The sequence below is a fragment of the Pantoea sp. K16 genome, assembly GCF_048452805.1.
In the GTDB taxonomy this organism is placed as follows: Bacteria; Pseudomonadota; Gammaproteobacteria; order Enterobacterales; family Enterobacteriaceae; genus Pantoea; species Pantoea agglomerans.
This window is the reverse complement of record NZ_JBLWNV010000020.1, coordinates 16,115-33,941: the sequence shown is the minus strand read 5'-3', so window position 1 is coordinate 33,941 and position 17,827 is coordinate 16,115. Positions and strand designations below refer to the sequence as shown.

The 17,827-nt window shown below is 57.8% G+C and carries 19 protein-coding genes; 10 read left to right on the top strand and 9 right to left on the bottom strand.

The features are described from left to right. Nucleotides 1-41: 41 nt before the first annotated feature. Together ACK13D_RS20905 and ACK13D_RS20900 are read right to left on the bottom strand one after the other, a co-directional pair. Entirely contained in the window at nt 42-191 is a 150-nt protein-coding gene (locus tag ACK13D_RS20905) for a hypothetical protein (protein ID WP_022625169.1), read from the bottom strand. Nucleotides 192-271: 80 nt separating this feature from the next. Continuing rightward, entirely contained in the window at nt 272-1,234 is a 963-nt protein-coding gene (locus ACK13D_RS20900) for a chemotaxis protein (protein WP_010255217.1), read from the bottom strand. 167 nt (nt 1,235-1,401) lie between these two features. On the opposite strand from ACK13D_RS20900, the gene ACK13D_RS20895 reads away from it, so the two are divergent. Further along, complete coding sequence (locus tag ACK13D_RS20895) at nt 1,402-1,794, top strand: YgiW/YdeI family stress tolerance OB fold protein (RefSeq protein ID WP_010255219.1); 393 nt, start codon at nt 1,402-1,404, stop codon at nt 1,792-1,794. A 35-nt stretch (nt 1,795-1,829) separates the two neighbouring features. On the opposite strand, the gene dbpA is transcribed toward ACK13D_RS20895, so the two are convergent. The 3 genes from dbpA to ACK13D_RS20880 form a co-directional block, all read right to left on the bottom strand. Then, nucleotides 1,830-3,212, bottom strand: coding sequence for an ATP-dependent RNA helicase DbpA (gene dbpA, locus ACK13D_RS20890; protein ID WP_010255222.1), 1,383 nt, complete (start codon nt 3,210-3,212; stop codon nt 1,830-1,832). A 909-nt stretch (nt 3,213-4,121) separates the two neighbouring features. Continuing rightward, complete coding sequence (locus ACK13D_RS20885; protein WP_192073402.1) at nt 4,122-5,510, bottom strand: amidohydrolase; 1,389 nt, start codon at nt 5,508-5,510, stop codon at nt 4,122-4,124. Between the two features lie 90 nt (nt 5,511-5,600). Beyond that, complete coding sequence (locus tag ACK13D_RS20880) at nt 5,601-6,461, bottom strand: LysR family transcriptional regulator (protein WP_187507150.1); 861 nt, start codon at nt 6,459-6,461, stop codon at nt 5,601-5,603. 87 nt (nt 6,462-6,548) lie between these two features. Here ACK13D_RS20880 and ACK13D_RS20875 point away from each other — a divergent pair, with 87 nt between their 5' ends. The 6 genes from ACK13D_RS20875 (at nt 6,549) to yniD (ending at nt 12,252) form a co-directional block, all read left to right on the top strand. Then, nucleotides 6,549-7,718: a cyanate transporter gene (locus tag ACK13D_RS20875; RefSeq protein WP_010671167.1), complete on the top strand. Its 1,170-nt coding sequence runs from the start codon at nt 6,549-6,551 to the stop codon at nt 7,716-7,718. A 205-nt stretch (nt 7,719-7,923) separates the two neighbouring features. Next, entirely contained in the window at nt 7,924-9,579 is a 1,656-nt protein-coding gene (lldP, locus tag ACK13D_RS20870; protein ID WP_033766606.1) for an L-lactate permease, read from the top strand. Then, nucleotides 9,576-10,349 carry a transcriptional regulator LldR gene (gene lldR, locus ACK13D_RS20865; RefSeq protein ID WP_010255231.1) on the top strand — a complete coding sequence of 258 codons (774 nt, stop codon included), beginning with the start codon at nt 9,576-9,578 and terminating at the stop codon, nt 10,347-10,349. Before lldP ends, lldR begins: the two co-directional genes overlap by 4 nt. After that, the gene (gene lldD / locus ACK13D_RS20860) at nt 10,349-11,536 is read left to right on the top strand and encodes an FMN-dependent L-lactate dehydrogenase LldD (protein WP_022625165.1); all 1,188 of its coding nucleotides are present in this window, start codon (nt 10,349-10,351) and stop codon (nt 11,534-11,536) included. Before lldR ends, lldD begins: the two co-directional genes overlap by 1 nt. Nucleotides 11,537-11,594: 58 nt before the next feature. After that, the gene (locus ACK13D_RS20855) at nt 11,595-12,023 is read left to right on the top strand and encodes an OsmC family protein (RefSeq protein WP_022625164.1); all 429 of its coding nucleotides are present in this window, start codon (nt 11,595-11,597) and stop codon (nt 12,021-12,023) included. Between the two features lie 121 nt (nt 12,024-12,144). Beyond that, nucleotides 12,145-12,252 (top strand): small membrane protein YniD, encoded by a 108-nt coding sequence (gene yniD, locus ACK13D_RS20850; protein ID WP_022625163.1) that lies wholly within the window; start codon nt 12,145-12,147, stop codon nt 12,250-12,252. Between the two features lie 115 nt (nt 12,253-12,367). On the opposite strand, the gene ACK13D_RS20845 is transcribed toward yniD, so the two are convergent. The 3 genes from ACK13D_RS20845 to ACK13D_RS20835 all read right to left on the bottom strand — a co-directional run bounded on the left by ACK13D_RS20845 (nt 12,368) and on the right by ACK13D_RS20835 (nt 13,691). After that, nucleotides 12,368-12,598 carry a hypothetical protein gene (locus ACK13D_RS20845; RefSeq protein WP_031292783.1) on the bottom strand — a complete coding sequence of 77 codons (231 nt, stop codon included), beginning with the start codon at nt 12,596-12,598 and terminating at the stop codon, nt 12,368-12,370. 99 nt (nt 12,599-12,697) lie between these two features. After that, nucleotides 12,698-12,868: a hypothetical protein gene (locus ACK13D_RS20840; RefSeq protein ID WP_003850083.1), complete on the bottom strand. Its 171-nt coding sequence runs from the start codon at nt 12,866-12,868 to the stop codon at nt 12,698-12,700. 172 nt (nt 12,869-13,040) lie between these two features. Continuing rightward, entirely contained in the window at nt 13,041-13,691 is a 651-nt protein-coding gene (locus ACK13D_RS20835) for a CPBP family intramembrane glutamic endopeptidase (RefSeq protein ID WP_010255238.1), read from the bottom strand. Between the two features lie 213 nt (nt 13,692-13,904). Here ACK13D_RS20835 and ACK13D_RS20830 point away from each other — a divergent pair, with 213 nt between their 5' ends. From ACK13D_RS20830 to ACK13D_RS20820, 3 genes are all read left to right on the top strand, one after another. Next, nucleotides 13,905-16,508: a bifunctional diguanylate cyclase/phosphodiesterase gene (locus ACK13D_RS20830; RefSeq protein WP_192073404.1), complete on the top strand. Its 2,604-nt coding sequence runs from the start codon at nt 13,905-13,907 to the stop codon at nt 16,506-16,508. A 272-nt stretch (nt 16,509-16,780) separates the two neighbouring features. Next, nucleotides 16,781-17,077, top strand: a complete 297-nt coding sequence (locus tag ACK13D_RS20825) for an I78 family peptidase inhibitor (RefSeq protein WP_010255242.1) — start codon at nt 16,781-16,783, stop codon at nt 17,075-17,077. 155 nt (nt 17,078-17,232) lie between these two features. Beyond that, nucleotides 17,233-17,553 carry a hypothetical protein gene (locus tag ACK13D_RS20820; protein WP_010255244.1) on the top strand — a complete coding sequence of 107 codons (321 nt, stop codon included), beginning with the start codon at nt 17,233-17,235 and terminating at the stop codon, nt 17,551-17,553. Nucleotides 17,554-17,562: 9 nt separating this feature from the next. Here the strand turns inward: ACK13D_RS20820 and ACK13D_RS20815 are convergent, their stop codons facing one another. Then, nucleotides 17,563-17,814 (bottom strand): biofilm development regulator YmgB/AriR family protein, encoded by a 252-nt coding sequence (locus tag ACK13D_RS20815; RefSeq protein ID WP_010255246.1) that lies wholly within the window; start codon nt 17,812-17,814, stop codon nt 17,563-17,565. Between the last annotated feature and the right edge of the window lie 13 nt (nt 17,815-17,827).

The window sequence follows — 17,827 nt, the reverse complement described above, 5'->3', positions numbered from 1 at the left end:
CAGTGATGCTGACAGCCCGATCCAGACAAGGATGAATGGATTCAGAAAACTAAGAAGTAGAGGCCTGTCCAGAACGCGACGCTTAATGTGACGGCGCTAATCCAGGCCAGCTGGCGTAAACGGCCACGCAGCACCTTTTGACGGGAAGGCGTAGCAGGTGCAGGCGTAACGGGTAAAGTTTCAATGTGCATAGTCGGTTCCTGATCAGGTCAGCCATTCTGCTGGCTAAAAAGTAAAAGCGTGCCGGGCATTCTTAGCGGCCCGCATTCGCTTAGCGGGCAGTGTCGAGAACGTTGAAAATCACGTCTGACAGCTCATTCAACTCAAACTTTGCCACATAGCCATCGGCACCCACTTTGCGCACGTGATCTTCGTTGGCGCTGCCAGAGAGTGAGGAGTGAATGACGACCGGCAGAGCCTTGAGGATCGGGTCACGTTTGATGTTGCGGGTCAGCGTAAAACCATCCATCTCTGGCATTTCCAGATCGGTCAGCACCAGGGCGATTTTGTCGTGAATCGATTCGCCGGCAGCCTGCGCTTCCTGGCTCATCAATTTAATTTTTTCCCAGGCATCCAGACCGGTGTTAAACATCAGCGCCGGAATGCCCATACTCTTCAGACCCTGCTCCAGCAGCTGACGCGCGACTTTGGAATCTTCTGCCACAATCGCCACCGCACCTGGGCGGTAGTTGAAGGCACGCGGTCTGGCCGCTTCCGGTTCGACGCCGCGCACCGATGGGATGATGTCATACAGGATTTGCTCAACGTCCAGCACCATCGCCAGCTCGTTGCTCTGCTTATCACTGTCCAGGCAGGCGATGCTGGTAATGTTGCGGCCGCCGATACCGGCTTCGGCGGTATGCACCTGGCTCCAGTCGAGACGGACAATGTTCTCAACTGACTCCACGGCAAACGCCTGGGTGTTACGGGCATACTCGGTAACCAGCAGCAGGTTAAGACCGGTTTCCGGCACACAACCCGCCACGGCAGGCAGGTCGATGACCGGAATGAACTGGCCACGAATACTTGCCATACCCAGCAGCGGCGAACGCATGCCTGCGGCTTTGGTGATAGTGGGCATCGGCACAATTTCACGCAGCTTGAAGACGTTAATGCCAAACAGTTCAGACTTGCCTTTCAGCTGATCGGAACCTAAGCGAAACAGCAGCAGCTCAAACTTGTTCGATAACGCGAGGTTCGCTCTCTCATCGATCTCTTTCTGAAAATTATCCATGGTTGCCTCTGCATTAACGCAGCTGGTGAAATAGGGTGTGAACAGGTTATCGGCAGCAAACGGAAAAAGGTGAGAAGAGAAGGGTGAAATAAAACGGACGCCAATTAATGTGCCAGGATTAACCCTGAAGGTTCAACATGGACACCTTTCCAATAAAGGAGTGTGAAATGAAAAAAGTGATTCTGGCGTCGTTGCTGGTGATGATGAGTGCGGGTGTTTCGGCCGAAGAGGGCGGATACAAAGCGGGCGATACGCCACCACCGCAACACAAGCAGGATGCCGGCTATAAAGGTTCAGAAGATACCGGTCAGACGCATATTGATCAGATCCGCGATTTCCGTCAGGGCGGATATGTGACGCTGGAAGGTTACATCGTGAAGAAAGAGCAGGGCGAACGGTATCAGTTCCGTGACAACACCGGCACCTTACCGATTATCGCGCCGAAGAAGACCTTTGATGGTAAAACCTACACCGCAGAAGACAAAGTACGCGTCAGTGGCAAGGTACAGGGCAAAGGGGATAAAACCACGCTGCATGTGACCCAAATCGAAGAGCCGTAACAAACCGGGCGAGATAATCTTCTCGCCCGCTTTATTTAGTCCTTCAGCAGAATCGCCCGGCAGGTTTTGCCTTTGATTTTGCCCTGCTTGAGTTTCACCAGCGCATTTTTGGCCTGATTCGCCTCAATCGCCACGTAGGCGTGGGTCGGCGTCAGGACAATTTTGCCGATCTGCTCGGCACGATAACCCGCTTCACCCGTCAGCGCGCCCAGAATATCTCCCGGACGTATCTTGGCTTTACGGCCACCATCAATGCACAAAGTCATCATAGCTGCAGGCAGCGGCTTGCTGCTGCCCTTTTTCAGCGTGCTGGCAGAGACCCACGGCAGCTTCTGCTGCAGGAAATCTTCCAGCGCATGCGCGCGAGCCATCTCATCGGCAGCAACCAGGCTGACCGCAACGCCATGTTCGCCCGCACGCGCCGTACGACCAATGCGGTGCAGGTGGATTTCAGGATCCCAGGCGAGCTGATAGTTAACCACCATCGCCAGCGATTTGATGTCGAGTCCGCGTGCAGCGACGTCGGTGGCGACCAGCACGCGACCACTACCGTTAGCGAAGCGGATCAGCACGCGTTCACGATCGCGCTGCTCCAGATCGCCATGCAAAGGCAGGGCGCTGATATCACGCGCGTTAAGCGCCGCGGCGACATCATCACATTCACGTTTGGTGTTGCAGAAGACCACACAGGATGAGGGCTGGCGATCGCTGAGCAGGGCTATCAGCAGACCCAGTTTTTCATTGTGGCTGGCTTCGAAAAACTGCTGATCGATTGAAGGCAGTTCGCTGACATCTTCTGTCACCACGCTCAGTGCATCACGCTGAAAGCGGGTGCTGATAGCCGTAATGCCGTCTGGCCAGGTGGCGGAAAAGAGCAGCGTCTGGCGCGAAGCGGGCGTCGCTTCAATGATCGTTTCCATATCATTCAGGAAACCCATCTCCAGCATCCGATCGGCTTCATCCAGGACCAGCGTGCTGAGCTGATCCAGCTTGAGGTTTTCGCGGTTAATGTGGTCGAGGATACGACCCGGCGTGCCGACCACGATATGGGGCGGATGCACCAGCGAATCACGCTGTGCGCTCATCGGCTGTCCGCCACACAGAGTGAGAACTTTGATGTTGCGGGTGAAGCGCGCCAGCTGGCGCAGCACATTGCCTACCTGATCCGCCAGTTCACGGGTCGGACAGAGAATGAGTGCCTGGGTCTGAAAGCGGGCGCTGTCGATATGGTGCAGTAAACCAATACCAAAGGCAGCCGTTTTACCGCTGCCGGTTTTCGCCTGCGCGCGCACGTCGCGTCCCTGCAGAATGGCGGGCAGCGTGGCGGCCTGCACGGGCGTCATGCTGGTGTAGCCCATCTCGCGCAGGTTTTCGAGCTGGCTGTCGGGAAGCGAATTGAGGGTAGAAAAAGCGGTCACGGGCGCGGCCTCTGAGGCTGAAAGTGTAGGGCATTATTGCGGGGCAAGTCTGGCAGAAAGCACGCCTGACAGCAACGGGAACCTCGATGGTTAGCAGTATGAAACTATATCTGTCAGAGGGCTTAGGAATAGACTGAAGTTTACGGGAAAAAGGTGGTTTATTTTTATAGATTAACCCCGACTCAATGTGATTGTTCCAGGATGAGGATCTTTTGAGACCAGCGATTATTTGATAAGTAGCCGTTTTTAAATATTTATTTCATTGTTAATCAGATAAATCCTTAACTACTACTCCAGTAATAGAATTAATCATTAAAAAATATCACCACTGGTGCCGATAAAAATCCTGAGCTAATTGCTTTATATTTAGCGCGCCATATTCCTGGTACAACGACCGGTAGAGGGTATTTGCATTGAGTAATCGCATCCAGGGACCACATGAAAATGTGCTTAAAATAGTAGGCCGCGCCGTACTGACACTGCATGTTCATGGAGAGAGCTTATCGGCTGATAAGATCGCTTCGATGATTGCGTGTTATGCGGAAGATGAGCCCTGTGATCAGGAAGATCGTCGCTTATACGCGCTGGCAATGGAACTAATGTCGAATGATAAATGGGCCAAAAGCGCGTAACCCGCACTCCGCTCAGGTAAATGCAGAGCCTCCCTTGTGGAGGCTCTGTTGTTTTTGGAGGAGTGGGTTTGCGTTGTGGGGCAGGTACTGGCTCCCGGCGCTTTAGGTAAGGTGGTCGTCTGTAACCGGGCCGGAGCCAGCTCGATCTCTCCGCATTTGCTGAGAAGGCTCAGCGCGGGCGATTACGCACCTCATCCCTGAGGTGCGCCCGTAGCCGGGCCAACGCGTTGCGTTGTTCAAAAACGCTCCCGGCGTTTTTGTCCGCAGCCCTGCTGTTTCAGGCCGGGGCCAGCGCAAACACTGGTTTACCGCGTGAGAAGGTCGCGACGACTGTCGAAATTCGTGCCACGGCTTCGGCGGAACAGCTCGCCGCCACCAGCATCATGCTCGCTTCATCGCCCGGTACTGGCCACTGGCGGTCACCCTGGGCTGTCAGCGGCAGCCGATCGTCTGTGGCGATCGCCAGCGCCCGCGACAGCGAGAACTCATCCGATCCCCGATAGAGCTGCGCATAAAGGTTCGCTTTTTCCAGCATGCTGCCGGTGCCAAACGGTGACCAGTGATCGATAACGCTGTCGGTGCCGGTCATCACCTTCACGCCCGCTGCCTGTAATTGCGGAATCGGCATGGTCAGCTTGCCGATCGGCAGCGTAGAGGCGACGCTGAACTGCTGCTCCGCCAGCCCTGCGATCATCTTATCCAGCGTACTGCCGGACAGGGTCGCCAGCGCAAAACCGTGGCTCAGCGTCACTTTGCCCTTCAGCGCTGGATTCTTTGCCACGGTGTCAATCATGTACTGAATCGCCGCCACGCCAGCAGGTGAGGTTTCATGCAGATGTATATCCACGCCGCGCTGATAGTCGAGCGCAATCTGGAACATCGCATCCAGTGACTTCTCCATGGCACCATCGACATTGGTGGGGTCCAGGCCGCCGACATACTCAACGCCGTGCTGCATCGCCTCGCGCATCAGCCCATCAACCTGCGAGTGCAGCAGGCCGTGCTGTGGAAAGGCCACAATCTCGCAGGGAAAGGCGGGGTGACGGGCTAATGCCGCCTGCAGATGCTCCAGACTTTGCAGGCCGCTGACCGGATCGATATTGCAATGGCTGCGGGCGCGGGTGGTGCCTTTGGCGTGCAGCAGAGCGATCAACCCTTCGGCGCGCGCCTGAGAGTGCGGCAGCAGTTGCGGAATCAGCACCTGTTCACGCGCAATCATGTCCATGATAGTTTTGCCCTGACGGGGACGCGGAGCCTGCCACGGGCCGCCGTAGAAGGTTTTATCAAGGTGGATATGCATATCCTGGGTGGCGGGCAGCAGCAGGGCATCCTGTGCATCCCACGACGGCAGGGTGCTGTCACCCTGACCGGCGGGTGTCAGCTGGTCAATTTTACCGTCGCGCACGCTGATGTCGTAACGCCCGGTGCGGGTCGCAACGATCTCATCATCCTCACGGATAAAGCCCTCCTCCAGCCGCACATTGCGCAGCAGATAGTGATCCTGCCGGGGCAGGGCGGCGGGCTGGTCGGGATTGATAGAGGACAAAGGTGATGGCGTGGCGGCACTGGCCTGGCCGAGACCGGCGGCCAGCAAGCCGCCTGCGGCGGTCCAGCGGACGCTCTGCCCAAGGAAATCACGGCGGCTCGGCGAAGAGGAAATAGGCATCAGAGGCTCCTGCAAAGTGAACAAGGTCTTAATCTGACAAACGACGCTCCACCCTGCTGCGTTATTTTCCACTGACGACTATTCGATATCTCACTGCCAGCGCAGCTGGCTGAAGGTTGCCAGGGATTCCGCCAGCTCGCGCTGCAGCGGATCCTGCGGATGACGACAGAACAGCGCCAGTTCGAAGGTATCAATCACCGGCAGACCCTGTTCCGGGCCCAGTACACGATGTTGCGGCAGGCGGCAGCTGGCGGGCAGTAATGTCAGCCCCAGCCCCTGCGCACTGGCGGCGGCCAGCGCGACCAGGCTGGCGCTGCTGTAACTAATGCGCCAGCTACGGCCCAGTGCGTCGAGCGTCTGACACACCTCATCGCGATAGAGTCCCTGCTGGGGAAACAGCACCAGCGGTACCGGCGTCTGCTCAAAGCAGGGCCACTCTGCGCTATCGAGCCACATCAGGGGTTCAGGACGCGACGCCAGCGGACGCTCGCCAGCGGGCTGTTTAATCAGCATGATATCGAGCTCTTCACGCTGCCAGGCGCGACGCAGCTCCACCTGCATGCCGCTCATCACGTCCAGCCGAAGTTGCGGATGGTCGCGACTGAAGTGCGCCAGCAGACCGGCCGTGGGCGCGGCGAAATCTTCCGGCACGCCAAGACGCAGCACACCGTCGCGCCACTGGTCACTCAGCACATCGTGCGCTTCCCCATTCAGGGCGATGATCCGCCGGGCGTAGCCTAAAAGCTTCTCGCCCTCTTCGGTGATCTGCACCTGATGCGAGGAGCGGTTCAGCAGCTCTTTGCCGACCATTTCCTCCAGCCGTCGCACCTGCTGGCTGACGGTGGACTGCGACAGGTGCACCCGGTCAGCGGCGCGGGTAAAGCTGGCGGTTTCGCACACCGCGACAAAGCTGAGCAGCTGCTGCGGAGTAAACATCGGCTGACGATTCATATTTCCACTACCTGGCAGAGTAATATTTCATTTCCAGATAGTAACGACTGCTGCCAGGCTGGCAACTTTTAACTGTGTGGATCTCAGATGAAGAGAGAGAACAACCTGCTGCTGGCGGCGCTGGTGCTGGCCGGGCTCAATATGCGACCGCTGATGACCTCGGTCAGTCCGTTACTCGGCGAGCTGCGGCAGAGCATCGGTCTGTCGCCGCTGGCGGCCTCGCTGTTGCCTGCGGTGCCGATGATGATGATGGGTGCCATTGCGTTAGTCAGCGCCCCGCTGATGCAGCGCTTTGCGGTGCGTAAACTGCTGCTGGGGGGCCTGTTGCTGTTGCTGCTGGCGCTGGTGAGTCGGCTGTTTGTGGCTGACGGAGGCTGGCTGGTGCTGAGTACTGTGCCGGGAGGGGCTGGCATTGGCATTGTGCAGATGGCGATGCCGGGATTGATCCGTCAGCGCTTTGGCAGCCGCAGTGCCGGCGTGACCGGACTGTGGGCAGCGGCGCTGATGGGCGGCGGTGGGATTGGCGCGGCGATCTCGCCGTGGCTGAATGGGCAGCTTGGCTGGCAGGGCGCGCTGAGCAGCTGGGCGCTGCCGGTGGTGCTGGCCATCCTGCTCTGGCTGTTTATCACCACCCCACGTGCAACCCGGACAGAGGCCGCCGCTCTGCCTTCGCTGTGGCGGAAAACCCGCGCCTGGACGCTGGCGTTGAGCTTCGGTCTGGTGAACGGCGGATATGCCATCTGTGTCGCCTGGCTGCCCGATTTTTATCATCAACTCGGCTGGAGCGCGCAGGCGGGCGGTTCACTGCTTGGCATGATGATCGGCTGTCAGGTCACGGGTGCGCTGCTGCTGCCCTTGCTGGCGCGGGGCCGCGATCGCCGTCCGCTGCTGCTGCTGACACTGGCGATGCAGTTCAGCGGCATGCTCGGTTTCCTGTTTGCGCCACAACTGGCACCGTGGCTCTGGGCGGGGATTGCGGGCTTCGGGCTGGGCGGGGCATTTCCGCTGGCGCTGGTGCTGGCGCTGGATCATCTGGAGCAGCCGCAGGCTGGCGCGCGGCTGGTGGCTTTTATGCAGGGCGTCGGCTTTATTATCGCGGGCAGCATGCCGTTTATCGCCGGGCAGTTGCATGCGCTCACCGGTCACTTCACCAGCGTCTGGTTATTGCAGGCGGCGGTCACGCTGCTGTTAATCGTGCTTAATCTGCGTTTCCATCCGCGCAGCTATCAGCACGCCTTTCCTGAGGTGAATCGCTGATTTTGGTCCGACCAATCCCGGCAATATTTTTCTCTGGTTCACACTCCGGGAAAATTCGCGCATCTTCTGTTGCCACAAGTTAACAATGCGTTAACTATCTGTTGCCATAAGCCCCGACAGAGCGGTTTGGTCTGACCAATCCGGGGCAGATGGCACCAGCGCTGCGGCTGTGTGCCACGTCACCTTTTCCTCTGGAGATACTGGCATGCAGATCTGGCAACAAAACTACGATCCGCTGGGTAATATCTGGCTTTCAAGCCTGATCGCACTGATCCCGATTCTCTTTTTCTTCTTTGCGCTGATTAAGCTGAAGATGAAAGGCTACCTGGCGGCCACCACCACCGTGGTGCTGGCGCTGCTGGTGGCGCTGTTTCTCTATCAGATGCCGGTTGCACAGGCGCTGGCCGCCGTGGTGTATGGCTTTCTCTATGGCTTGTGGCCGATTGCCTGGATTATTGTCGCCGCGGTGTTCGTCTACAAGATCTCAGTCAAAACCGGCCAGTTCGACATTATCCGCGCCTCTATCCTGTCGATTACTCCCGATCAGCGTCTGCAGATGCTGATTGTCGGCTTCTCGTTCGGGGCGTTTCTGGAAGGGGCTGCGGGCTTTGGTGCGCCGGTGGCGATTACCGCCGCGCTGCTGGTGGGACTCGGCTTTAATCCGCTCTACGCCGCCGGGCTCTGCCTGATTGTGAACACCGCGCCGGTGGCCTTTGGCGCGATGGGCATCCCGATTATTGTGGCGGGGCAGGTGACCGGGCTGGACAGTTTTGCCATCGGCCAGATGGCCGGACGCCAGCTGCCGCTGCTGACCCTGATTGTGCTGTTCTGGATTATGGCGATCATGGATGGCTGGCGCGGGGTGAAAGAGACCTGGCCGGCGGTGGTCGTGGCAGGGGGATCGTTTGCCATTGCCCAGTTCCTCAGCTCCAACTTCCTGGGTCCGGAGCTGCCCGATATTATCTCGTCGCTCGCCTCGCTGATTTCGCTGACGCTGTTCCTGCGGGTCTGGAAGCCGGTTCGCATCTTCCGCTTTGCGGATGCAGAGGCGAAACAGGGCGATCCGTTGCTGCCACCGCAGAAGTATCGGCTGGGGCAGGTGATCCGCGCCTGGATGCCGTTCCTGTTTCTCACCGCCACCGTCACGCTCTGGAGTATCCCGCCGTTTAAAGCGCTGTTCGCCAAAGGCGGTGCGCTCTATGAGTGGGTGCTGGCTATGCCGGTGCCGATGCTGAATGAGCTGGTGGCGCGGATGCCGCCCGTGGTCGGTACTGCAACCCCTTATCCGGCCATCTTTAAGCTGGATCTGGTGTCCGCCACCGGCACCGCCATTTTAATTGCGGCGATCATGGCGATGATTTTCCTGCACATGAAGCCAAAGGCGGCATTGCAGACTTTTGGTGAAACGCTGAAAGAGCTGGCGCTGCCGATCTACTCTATCGGGATGGTACTGGCCTTTGCCTTTATCTCGAATTACTCCGGGCTGTCTGCGACGCTGGCACTGGCGCTGGCTCACACCGGCCACGCTTTTACCTTCTTCTCACCGTTCCTGGGCTGGCTGGGCGTCTTCCTGACCGGATCAGACACCTCATCGAATGCGCTGTTTGCTGCTTTACAGGCCACGACCGCGCAGCAGATTGGCGTCTCCGATATTCTGCTGGTGGCGGCCAACACCACCGGTGGCGTGACCGGTAAGATGATCTCGCCGCAGTCGATCGCTATCGCCTGTGCGGCGGTCGGGCTGGTGGGTAAAGAGTCCGACCTGTTCCGGTTTACCGTTAAACACAGCCTGATTTTCACCTGTATGGTCGGTGTGATAACCACACTTCAGGCCTACGTCTTCCCCTGGATGATCCCATGAGCAGCAATGCCGATCCGCTGGTGACGCGCCTGCGGGCCTATATCACCGAACATCAGCTCGAGCCGGGCATGCGCCTGCCCGCCGAGCGGCAGCTCTCTGCGGAGCTTGGCGTCTCGCGCTCCTCGCTGCGTGAAGCCATACAACAGTTGATCAGCAACGGCATGCTGATTAGCCGACGCGGCGGCGGCACCTGGATCCGTCAGCAGCTGGCGCCCTGGTCGGAACAGCGCATCGTCGAGCCGATTCGCCAGCTACTGCGCGACGATCCCGACTACCGCTACGACATTCTGGAAGCGCGCCATGCCATCGAGGCCAGCACCGCCTGGCACGCCGCACTGCGCGCCACCGACGCCGACAAAGAGAAGCTGCAGTACGCTTTCGACGCCACCCTGAAGCTGAAAGAGAGTGACGATCCCGATCTCGCCGCCCAGGCTGATGTGCGCTTCCATCTGGCGATTGCCGAGGCGTCGCACAACGTGGTGCTGCTGCAGACCATGCGTGGTTTTTTTGAGCTGCTGCAATCGTCGGTGATGCAGAGCCGTCAGCGCATGTATACCCAGCCCGCGATTTTCGCCCGCCTGACTGAACAGCATCAGGCGCTGCTCGATGCGATCCTCACGGGCGATGCCGACGCTGCGCGCCAGGCGGCGATGCAGCATCTGGGATTTGTGCACACCACCATGAAAAGCCTGCATGAAGATGAAGCGCGTCAGGCGCGCATCACCCGCTTACCGGATAACGACACACGCAACCCAAAGGAATCTGACTGATGATTATCTCCGCTGCCAGTGACTATCGCGCGGCCGCGCAACGTATCCTGCCGCCGTTCCTGTTTCACTATCTTGATGGCGGTGCCTATGCCGAGCACACCCTGCGTCGCAACGTAGAGGATCTCTCGGATGTGGCGCTGCGCCAGCGCATTCTGAAAAACATGTCGGAACTGAGTCTTGAAACCAAACTGTTCAATGAAACCCTGTCGATGCCGGTTGCGCTGGCACCGGTCGGCCTGTGCGGCATGTATGCCCGCCGGGGTGAAGTACAGGCGGCGCGCGCGGCAGACCTGAAAGGCATTCCGTTTACCCTGTCGACCGTCTCGGTCTGCCCGATTGAAGAGGTGGCCCCGCAGATTAAGCGTCCCATGTGGTTCCAGCTCTATGTGCTGCGTGACCGCGGCTTTATGCGCAATGCGCTGGAGCGCGCCAAAGCCGCCGGTTGCTCTACGCTGGTGTTTACCGTGGATATGCCCACGCCGGGCGCGCGCTATCGCGATGCGCACTCCGGGATGAGCGGTAATCACGCGGCGCTGCGTCGTTACTGGCAGGCGGTCACCCATCCACAGTGGGCGCTGGATGTGGGTCTGCAGGGGCGCCCTCACGATCTGGGGAATATCTCCACGTATCTGGGCAAGCCTACCGGGCTGGAAGATTACATCGGCTGGCTGGCTAATAATTTCGATCCCTCTATCTCGTGGCGCGATCTGGAGTGGATCCGCGAGTTCTGGGATGGACCGATGGTGATCAAGGGCATTCTCGATCCGGAAGATGCGCGTGATGCGGTGCGCTTTGGCGCCGATGGCATCGTGGTCTCTAATCACGGCGGACGCCAGCTGGATGGCGTGCTCTCCTCGGCGCGTGCGCTACCGGCCATTGCCGATGCGGTAAAAGGTGACATCGCCATTCTGGCGGACAGTGGCATTCGCAACGGGCTGGATGTGGTGCGGATGATTGCGCTGGGGGCAGACAGCGTGCTGCTGGGACGGGCATTTATCTATGCGCTGGCAACCCACGGTCAGCGCGGCGTAGAAAACCTGCTGACGCTGATTGAAAAAGAGATGCGCGTTGCCATGACCCTCACCGGCGCGAAGTCGATCGGTGAAATTACCCGCGATTCGCTGGTGCAGGCGGAAGCGTTACTGGCACCGCAGAGCACACCGCCACGTCCCCGCGCGGTGAGTTGAGCCTGCGAAAATGAATGTATTGTCTATACTTAGCTTCTTTACCAACAGGAGGAACGACATGACTATTCATAAGAAAGGTTCGGCGCATTGGGAAGGCGATATCAAAGGCAAAGGCACCGTCAGCACCGAGAGCGGCGTGCTGAGCCAGCAGCCTTATGGCTTTAACACCCGTTTTGAAGGCGGCAAAGGCACCAACCCGGAAGAACTGATTGGTGCAGCGCATGCAGCCTGTTTCTCTATGGCGCTGTCGCTGATGCTGGGCAACGCAGGTCATCCACCGGAAAGCATTGATACCACGGCCGACGTGTCGCTGGACAAAAAAGGCGATGGCTTTGCCATCACCAAAGTGGCACTGACCAGCACCATCTCTCTGCCAGGCATTGATGAGTCGACCTTCGACGAGATCATCAATAAAGCCAAAGCGGGCTGCCCGGTTTCTCAGGTACTGAACGCGGAAATTACGCTGGATTACACCCTGAACAACTGATGCCGGTAACGGGTCGCCTTTTGGCGGCCCGGGCGTTATGCTATGCCTCACCGGTCCTGTTGCTGACCGGAACAGATGCGCCTTCTGGCGCATCTTCGCTTTCTGACCAGAGGAAACTGAGGTGACGAGATACCGGGCAGCCAAAAAGTACTGGAAGATGGTGCTGGTTCTGTTGTGCATCTGTGGCGCGCTGCTGCTGATTCGCTGGGCTGCCATGATCTGGGCCTGAACAGATGAAGGGGATTGGCCGCCACACGCTGGGCATATTATTAATGGTGATTATTGTGCTGGAAGCGGTTCACTATCTGCTTACTGCCTCATGGCTGCCGTGGCGATAAACGCGCTCAGACAAAGGCATCCTCGCGCCTTTTAGACCGCACATCGCTGCGCGCAATGCGATAAGCCTTGCGCGGATCGCCCACCACAAACTCAAAGGTTGGCGTGTAGTAAAATGGCAGCCAGCCGCCATAGCTGCTCTCCCACTCCCAACGGACGGGGCAGGGCCACAGAATGCCATCATACAAAAGATAGTAAACCCAGCGTCCACCAGGACGACGGGGGCGTGATGTTTTCATGGGATTCACAACGATAATGGTTAACAACAGCTTATATTTTGTACGCTAAAGCGTCAGCTTGCAACGTTACAGCCCTGCTTTATTGAACCTGGCCCTGAATTAGCGATGTACTTCGCCACACAGCAGTACCACATTCGGTCTGACTTTATGAATGCGGTTCGCCATCGTTTCACAGTCGACCTTCGTCGGATAGATGCGCTCTGATACCGGCAGCGCCTCGCAGGCATCGTAGCCGCATGCGCTCACTAACAACACAAATCCTATCAACATAGATCCTCTCCTTTACACGGTCTGGTGGTCCGGACTGTGGTGCTTTTTATCCCTTTTTAACATCCAGTATAGACAAACGTGCCGGGGCGGCATTGTCAGTGTGAGCTATAGTCCGCCAGCCAGGGTGTGATGCGGCGGCCTGTAAGGTGTGTCAGAAGGGGCGGGCCTGGCGCTAGCCTGCGAAATACCAGGCGGGCAGCAGCGCAATCAGGTTATTCAGCGTGTGCAGGAAGATGGGCAGCGCCAGACTGTTACTCCGCAGCCGGGCGTAACAGAGCAGTAGCGAAAACAGCGTCAGGGCGATAAGGGTCTGCCAGTGCACATACTGCGTATGCATCACCGCAAACAGCAGTGAGGTCAGCAGCATACAGGCAAAGCGGCTCCGTGGCGCCCACAGCAGAAAGCCCTGCAACAGAAAACCGCGGAACAGCACCTCTTCAAACACCGGTGCGAGCAGCACGGCGGTGAGCAGCAGAATTAGCAGCGAATTGCGTCCCTGTTGGGCCTGCATCACCAGCCATCCTTCCGGCTGCATGAACTGCATCTGTGCGGCCATCAGAACAAATAGCGCGCCAGTAAACAGCAGAGTTTGCAGCGTGCAGAGTTCACCCAGCGGCAGGTCGGTGCGGCGCTGGCAGTAAAAGCGGTAAAGCGGATAGATAACAGCAAATTCAAACAGGCAGAGCACCGGCACCAGCAGGCCGTCATTACGCAGCACGCTGTAATTAGGGAACAGCGTGATCAGCATGGTAACCAGGTAATAGACCACAAAGCTGCCGACGTAGAACAGCGTCAGTGTCACTCTGTCGGAATTGGTATTCATAGGCGACTCTGCCAGCGAAGGTTAGCGCATAGTAGCAATGCACCAGATCGCTGTCGAGTCAGCCTGTAACACAATATTTAAGCGCAAAATGTTAACCGCAGACTAAACACCCGCGCGCGTGAGCCGATAACTGAGGAAACTAATCTGGTCAGCACTGCATGTTGTATTGCAGGCCCGTCATCTCAAACTCTGACTGTGTAGTGAGCACTCTTAATGACTTCTAACCCTCCGGCGCCACCCTCGCCTCCATTCAGTCATGCCGCTGAAGACCGCACTGTCCGCTTTACGCGGCGCAGCCTGCGCACGCTTTCGCTGCTGCTGTTTGGCGTGCTGGTGCTCTCGATGCTGATGGTGCTGACGATTGCGCAGCGGCAAAACAGCGTATCGGTTGAGCATGACCAGTTGCTGATGCAGCAGGCGTGGAAAAATCGTCAGGAGGCGATGGTCACGGATATCCGGGATTATGCGTTCTGGGGCGAAGCCTGGCGCAATCTCCATGTCAGGGTCAACAAAGTCTGGGCTTATGACGAAGAGAACTTTGGTCCGGGCCTCTACGAAGAGTATCACTATGAGGGCGTATTCGTGGTCGACGGCAACGGTCACACCACGTACAGCGTCATTAATGGGCAGCTGGTGGATACGCCGCTGGAAGCCTGGCTGGGAAAAGAGGCTCCAGCGCTGATTGCGGCGGCACGTCAGCGCAACGATACGGCGATAACCCGTGATGCGCTGATTAATCATCTGCCCGCCATTGTGGTTGCCGCCCCCATCGGCAGCGGCAAACTGACGAATATGCCGCCGATAGCGGGGCCGGCGTCAGTCATGGTGTTTGTGAATCTGTTCACCCCTGCCAAATTACAGGCGCTGGGCGCCACGCTGGATGTGCGCGAACTGCGCCTGCCCGTCAGTGCAGGGGATGCCCTGCGTGAACCGCGGATGGTGCAACCGTTACCCGGCGGCGATCTGATTGTGCTGCGCTGGACGCCAAAGATGCCTGGCATGGGCCTGGTCTGGTTTCTGTTACCACTACTGATGCTCATGGCGATCATCATTGGCATAATCACCCATCGCGTCAGCCGCCATGCGCTCTCTAATGCGATTCTTTCTGACCGGCGCTTTGCCCTGCTGGCGATCAGTCAGCAGGAGCTGGCCAACAGTGAAGCGCGGTTTCGCGATCTCGCTGAGGCGGCGTCAGACTGGATCTGGGAAACGGATGGAGAGGGCCGCCTGATCTACCTGTCAGCGCGCTTTCAAACCGTGACCGGCCACGATATTACACACTGGCTGGGCCGTCACATCGATCACCTGCTGACGCATCCCAGCCATTCGCTGGTCGCCTGGCTGCAGCGTCAGGAGGAGGAGGGGCAACGGATGCCACTGCGCTGTCAGTTTATGTCGGCGCACGGCAACCGCCGTATCGGCCAGCTGGTCGCGAAAACAATCTGGCATGAGGCGCGACGTATCGGGTTTCGCGGCACGGTATCGGACATCACTCAGAGCATGGAAGCCGAGGCGCGCATTCATTTTTTGTCGCGTCATGACGTCTTAACCGGCCTGTCGAACCGCGTGCAGCTGCAGGAGTTTCTGACGCTACACCTTGAGCTGCCTGATGGCGCTGCGCCGCTGACGCTGATTACCCTCGATCTCGATCAGTTCAGGCCGATTAATGAAACCTGGGGCCATGCGGCGGGCGATGAGGTGCTGAGCCAGATAGCGCAGCGTCTGAAGCGCTGTATCGGCCCGCAGGAGCTGGTGGCGCGGCTGAGTGGCGATGAGTTTGTGCTGGTATTGCGTGAAACGAACCGTGAGCGGGTCGATCAGCGTTGCGCACAGCTGGTGCACGAGGTTCAGCAGCCCATCAGCACCGGCCAGCATGTCCACTATCTCACCGTCAGCATGGGGATTGCCTGTGTACCGCAGGATGCCAGCCATCCGGAAGCGCTGCTGCAAATGGCTGATATCGCGCTGAATGAAGCGCGCGAAGCGGGACGCAATCAGTGGGTCTGGTATGCCAATGAGATGGCCAGTCAGCGTGAGGATAAGCGTGAAATGGCGCGGCGGATTGAGAAAGCGCTGAAGAACAATGAATTTCGCCTGCACTACCAGCCCCGCTATCAACTGCTGACGGGTCAGCTGGCAGGTGCTGAGGCGCTGATTCGCTGGCAGATTGCGCCGGATGAGTGGATTACCCCCGATCACTTTATTCCGCTGGCGGAAGAGAGCGGTCTCATCGCCACCATCAGCGACTGGGTGTTGATGCGCGCGTGTGAGGATGCGCTGGGATGGGGGGGCGATCGCTATGTTTCGGTTAATATTTCGCCCATGGAGTTCCGCACCAGCGATTTAGTGCAGCGGGTTGCGGATGTGCTGGCGAAAAGTGGCCTGCCGGCTACGCGGCTGGAGCTGGAGATCACGGAGAACGTGACCTTTGAACATCCGCAGCATGCGCTGGAGGTGATGCAGGGTTTACGGTCACTCGGGGTAAGGTTAACCGTTGATGATTTCGGCACCGGCTATGCGGCCCTGGGCTACCTGAAGACCTTCCCGTTTAATGGGCTGAAGATCGATCGCTCCTGGATGAAAGATTTCCCGGAGTCGCAGCAGGCACAATCGGTGGTCGCGGGGATTATTGCGCTGGCACGCGCCTTTGCCCTGACAATTACGGCTGAGGGGATTGAGACAGAAGCGCAACTGAACCAGCTAAAACAGCTCTCGTGCGAAGAGGGGCAAGGCTACTTCCTCGGTCGACCGATGCCGCTGGCTGCATTCAGTACGCTTCTGGAAAGAACCGCGCAGAACCAGGCTGAACCCGTTTAACGGACTTTAACCGCCACGGCGGTCATCAGCATTGCGCAGACTACAAAAATAATCAGTTCCATCATGACCTCCACATGGCTAAGACTATTCTTAATATTGTAGTTTCCTGGAGTGCTTTTTTTAGGCAATGAGTGCGATTAATCTTAAAAAATGATCGGTGCCGCGACCCGTTTAATGCTGCTGTAACAACTTTACTTTTTAGGGGTTCAGGTCAGCAGGTGCGCTTTGCTACTCTTGGGGCAGGGTTTTACACGTCCAACAGGAGAATAAACGTGAAATTTTATGGAAAAGGGCTGCTGGTAGTGGGGCTGTTTGCATTAACCGCCTGTCAATCTGCCTCTAAGCCCGATACCGCCAGTGTGGCGCAGGATCCCGAAGCTGACCGCTGTGGTGCCTCTCAGTTTCAGAATTATGTCGGTAAACCGTTAACCGCGCTGCAGGGTCAGCACTTCGAACAGAAGGTCCGCGCCATTCCCTATAATTCTGCCGTCACCATGGACTTCAACCTTAACCGGCTGAACTTCCTGGCTGACAAAAATGGCAATATCAGCTCAGTTTATTGTGGTTAACGGCAAAGATGTCATAGGTTTGTCATAACGGCAGGCGAGGATAGCAGCGCGTTTAAGAAACTTCCTCGTCACACAATAGATAGTGCTCGTCTTGTTTATTCCCGCCCCGGCGGGAATTTTTTTAGCGGCTTCAGGCCGTAACAGGAGCAGAGAAGATGAAACGCATAATCGGGGCACTTCTGCCCGCATTGTTACTCAGCAGCACACTGGCGCAGGCTTCCAGTGAAGAGGCCTGGCAAAAGAGCCGTCAGGTGATGGTGCAGGCCTGCATTAACGCCAGTCATCTGAGCAAAGTAAAGGTGCTGGGCGAGGCGATCGAGTATGACGACAATACGGGCTACAGCGCACTGTTGCTGGAGGGACGCTACCCCCAGCCGCAGATGAAAAATAAGCGTGGACGGGAGCTGTGCCTGTTTCAGCGCAGCAGCGGACGAGCCAGCATCAGCGAAGCGGATAAATTGCGCTGGGTGAAGTAGGTGGTGGGTTTACGCCTCCGGCTGCGTGTCGATTAACTGCGCCAGCAGGGTGCGATAACGCTGCAATTGCGTCTCGTCGCCTTCCACTTCCAGTTTATCGATAACCCGCGCAATAAGGGCTTTATTGGTGGCGGGTTCTCCCGCTTCCATTATTTCACGCAGAATCACCGCCAGCAGATCGGACTCAGGCGGTATTCGCCAGTCCGGGCTGTTAAAATAGTCGCTGATAGCACGGCTGGCGCTGTCAGGTTGTACTCTCATTACCCACCTCCGC